Source organism: Cereibacter johrii, from assembly GCF_001720585.1.
GTDB classification, from domain to species: domain Bacteria; phylum Pseudomonadota; class Alphaproteobacteria; order Rhodobacterales; family Rhodobacteraceae; genus Cereibacter_A; species Cereibacter_A johrii.
The window spans coordinates 1-3,397 of sequence record NZ_MABH01000152.1; the positions used below are offsets into that span (position 1 = coordinate 1).

Consider the following 3,397-nt stretch of genomic DNA (forward strand, 5'->3'; position numbering starts at 1 on the left):
GCGATCCGCTGTCGGCGCGAGGGCCAGCCGCGCCAGGGCACCGCCTCTCCCTCGAGCGCGGCCAGAGCGGCCGCCTGGGTCAACGGCCCCGCATCGCCGTCGATGGCGCCGCGGTAGAGCCCCGCGGCCGAGAGCAGCCGCTGGATGTCGGATGTCGTCACGTCTTTCTCCATATGCAAAAGCCCCGCTCGAGGGCGGGGCATGGGTGGTCGGACTGGTGGGATTTTTCAGAGGAGGGTCGCGATCCGCTCGCGGTTCGAGACGAGGAGCTCCTGCGCCTCGGTGCTGCCCGAGGCGGAGACCGAGTAGCTCAGCCGCACCGGCTCGAGGTGGAACCGGCCGAAGAGCGCCCGGATCTCCGGCGTGTCATTGATCGACAGGAGGAAAGCGCCCTTCAGGCTGCCGAGGATCTCTGCGATCCGCGCGAACTGCGCCCGGTCGAAGAGGCCTTTGCCGTAGTCGTTCTCGCCGCCGAAGTAGGGCGGGTCGAGATAGAAGAGCGTCTCGGCCGTGTCGTAACGCGGGATGAGATCCGCCCAGTCCAGGCTTTCGAAGACCACGCCGTCGAGCCGCTCGTGGGCGGCGTCGAGCACCGGCTCGAGCCGCGCCAGCGAGAAGCGGGGCCCTTGCCCGGCCGAGACGCCGAAGACCCCGTCGAGCTTGCCGCCGAAGCTCAGGCGCTGGAGGTAGAGGAACCGCGCGGCCCGCTCGAGGTCGGTGAGCGTGGCGGGATCGGTGAGCCGCAGCCGGTCGAACTCCCGCCGGCTGCAGATCTGGAAGCGCATGATCTCGAGGAGCTGCGGATAATGCCGCTGCAGGATCCGGAAGAGATTGATGATCTCGCCGTTGCGGTCGTTCATCACCTCGAGGCGTGGCCGGAAGCGGCGGCGGAGGAAGATCCCGCCCATGCCGACGAAGGGCTCGACATAGGCGCGGTGCGGGATGGCCTCGATCCGCTCGAGGATGAGCGGGTGGAGACGTTTCTTGCCGCCGAGCCACGGGGCCACCGGGGCGGCGGGAGGAACTTGTTTCATAAGGTGATTCTGCCTCACAAGGCGCCTGCCCTCGCGAGGGGTGGCAGGCAGTCTGAAAGGCGACGGACAGGCTGGCGCGGTCGTGGGTGAGACTATGGCCGCGTGGTTCGGGCTGTTACAGCAGCCCGGCCCCTGCCTGAGGGGCGCTACAGGCGCCCCGAGGAAGGGGCGCGCCGGATCCCGACTGTTGAGGCTGCAGACCCCAAACTGGACATGCTACGGCAGAGCCCTGGCGTCTGCAGCTCGACATCCAGCGTCACATCCCCATGCCACCAAAGGCCAAAGCCTCGTGGCCCGCATTGGTGCTGCTTGATGAGCGCATTAGGGAGTGCCACAAGGGTAATATACGCCTGCAGTTGATAAGGAACCCATATGGACCTCGATGATCTATACCGCCTTCTGCGTGTCTCGCACGTGCAGGCTCAGGGCATCGTCGACACCATCCGGGACCCGCTGCTCGTCCTCTCGGGCGACCTGACGGTCATCAGCGCGAACCCCGCCTTCTACCGTACCTTCGCGACCGACAGGGACAGCACCATCGGCCGCCTGCTCTACGAGCTCGGCAACGGCCAGTGGAACATTCCCGAACTGCGCCTGCTGCTCGAGAACGTGATCCCGAAGAGCGCGTCCGTCGCGGATTACGAGGTGCAGACCGAGTTTCCGGACGTGGGCCTGCGAACCATGCTGGTCAGCGCGCAACGCCTGATCCACCCGGACAATGGGCGGCGTGTGCTCCTCTTCTCAATCGTGGATGCGACCGCCCGGCGTCAGATGGAGGTCGCGAAGGACTTCCTGATCAACGAGCTCGATCACCGCATCAAGAACCTGATGTCAGTGACGCAGGCCCTGACCCGACAGACGTCCGTCGAAGGCAGAAGCGCCGAGGACTACCGTGATGCTTTGCTGGGACGTTTCGATGCCCTTGCAAGGTCGCTGGAAGTGGCGGCGCACAAGAAGACGTCGCGACTGCCGGATCTGGCACTCGCCGCGATGGAGCCTCATCTGGAGACGGCTCCTGCCGTCGTCATTGCGGAAGGGCCGGTCGTCCAGCTCTCCTCTTCGCAGGCCACCTCACTTGGCCTGATCCTCCATGAGCTGGCGACGAATGCCGCGAAATACGGAGCTCTGTCCACGTCGAGTGGAACCGTGACGCTGGACTGGGAGGTCGTCTCGGACGAGGGTAGCCCGGCAAAAGTGCATCTGCGATGGCAGGAACGAGGGGGGCCGCAGGTGGCGGCACCCTCTAAGACCGGCTTCGGCACCCGTCTCATCAAGTTCACGACCGAGTTCGAATTGGGCGGTTCTGCGGAACTTTCCTATGAGCCTCATGGTTTCGTGGCCGAGTTGGGCTTTCCGAGCCAGACCTCCTGACCGGAGTTTACCATGCCGAACGAGCCGGCCGAGCCTCGTCAGAAGCGGGGCTTGCTCGTCCTCATTGTCGAGGACGAATTTCTGATCGCCCTTGACCTGCAGTCGATGCTGGAAGATGTGGGCTACGCCGTTCTCGGGCCGGTCGGCACGGTTGATGCCGCGCTCAGGATCGTGGAGGAGGCGCGCCCGGACGTGGTGTCGCTCGATCTGAACCTGCGAGGCCAGTCCGCGATACCCGTGGCCGAGAAGCTGCGCGCGCTCGAGATCCCGTTCGTTGTCACTTCGGCCAACAGGACCTTTGACTTTCCCGGCGGCGAGATCCTGACCGGCGCCACAGTGATCGGAAAGCCGGTCCACCCGCGCATGTTGATCGAGGCCTTGAGCCACGCTTACCTCGCTTGATCGACGGAGCCGCTGCAGAGAGGACTTTATCCGCTCCCGAGCGGCGCTCTGCTCACTTCGATATCGTCTGTCACCCCGCGCCCTTTCCCCGCCAGAGCCGCTCGACCATCGCGGTGGTCCCACGCGGGCCGAGGTAGGAGAGTATCGCGACGAGGCCCATGGCCGCCCGGCCGTCGAGGTCGAGATACGAGCTGAGCGCCTCGCCTATGAAGGCCATGGCGACGAGAGCGGGGATCTCCCAGAGGAGCTCGCGGCCGAAGAAGGCGCGGCGGCGGGCGCGGACCTCGCCCGTGTGATACATGAGCCGGCCCATGGCGGCCGCGATCAGCGTGGCGATGGCCCCGCCCCAGAGCGCGGTGATGGTGTCGATCAGTCCCTTTTCCGGCATCGCGCCGCTCCTGTTGTGCGCGCTCCGCGCGAGGGTTGCCCCGGCCGGGAGCGGCCGGGTCCTGTCATGATGATCGGGAAGGCGGGGCGCCTCAGGCGGCCGGCGGCTCGGGCCAGGCGATCTCGGCCGGGAAGCCCGGCTGCTCGGGCACATCGCGGAGCGCCTGGCGGTAGGCGGTCCAGGCGGCGGCGTCGGGGCGGTC

At 66.5% G+C, this 3,397-nt stretch carries 6 protein-coding genes; 2 read left to right on the top strand and 4 right to left on the bottom strand.

Annotation, left to right across the window (positions count from 1 at the left end; translation table 11 throughout):
• Together A9O63_RS23725 and A9O63_RS13470 are read right to left on the bottom strand one after the other, a co-directional pair.
• A partial coding sequence (locus tag A9O63_RS23725; protein WP_412841982.1) for a peptidoglycan-binding domain-containing protein occupies window positions 1-173 on the bottom strand: 173 nt, incomplete at its 3' end.
• A 54-nt stretch (window positions 174-227) separates the two neighbouring features.
• A complete protein-coding gene (locus A9O63_RS13470; RefSeq protein WP_069332405.1) occupies window positions 228-1,034 on the bottom strand; it encodes a DNA adenine methylase in 807 nt (268 codons plus the stop codon).
• A 372-nt stretch (window positions 1,035-1,406) separates the two neighbouring features.
• On the opposite strand from A9O63_RS13470, the gene A9O63_RS13475 reads away from it, so the two are divergent.
• Together A9O63_RS13475 and A9O63_RS13480 are read left to right on the top strand one after the other, a co-directional pair.
• Window positions 1,407-2,405, top strand: coding sequence for an HWE histidine kinase domain-containing protein (locus A9O63_RS13475; protein WP_069332406.1), 999 nt, complete (start codon window positions 1,407-1,409; stop codon window positions 2,403-2,405).
• A 12-nt stretch (window positions 2,406-2,417) separates the two neighbouring features.
• Window positions 2,418-2,807 carry a response regulator gene (locus tag A9O63_RS13480; RefSeq protein ID WP_069332407.1) on the top strand — a complete coding sequence of 130 codons (390 nt, stop codon included), beginning with the start codon at window positions 2,418-2,420 and terminating at the stop codon, window positions 2,805-2,807.
• 70 nt (window positions 2,808-2,877) lie between these two features.
• Here A9O63_RS13480 and A9O63_RS13485 read toward each other — a convergent pair whose 3' ends face one another.
• Complete coding sequence (locus A9O63_RS13485) at window positions 2,878-3,195, bottom strand: phage holin family protein (RefSeq protein WP_069332408.1); 318 nt, start codon at window positions 3,193-3,195, stop codon at window positions 2,878-2,880.
• Between the two features lie 91 nt (window positions 3,196-3,286).
• Window positions 3,287-3,397: phage tail assembly chaperone (locus A9O63_RS23730; RefSeq protein ID WP_412841983.1), on the bottom strand; the 111-nt coding region annotated here is incomplete at its 5' end.

Coding starts and splice junctions, on each gene's coding strand:
- A9O63_RS13475 (WP_069332406.1), top strand. CDS start 1,407: ATGGACCTCGATGATCTATACCGCCTTCTGCGTGTCTCGCACGTGCAG.
- A9O63_RS13470 (WP_069332405.1), bottom strand. CDS start 1,034: ATGAAACAAGTTCCTCCCGCCGCCCCGGTGGCCCCGTGGCTCGGCGGC.
- A9O63_RS13485 (WP_069332408.1), bottom strand. CDS start 3,195: ATGCCGGAAAAGGGACTGATCGACACCATCACCGCGCTCTGGGGCGGG.
- A9O63_RS13480 (WP_069332407.1), top strand. CDS start 2,418: ATGCCGAACGAGCCGGCCGAGCCTCGTCAGAAGCGGGGCTTGCTCGTC.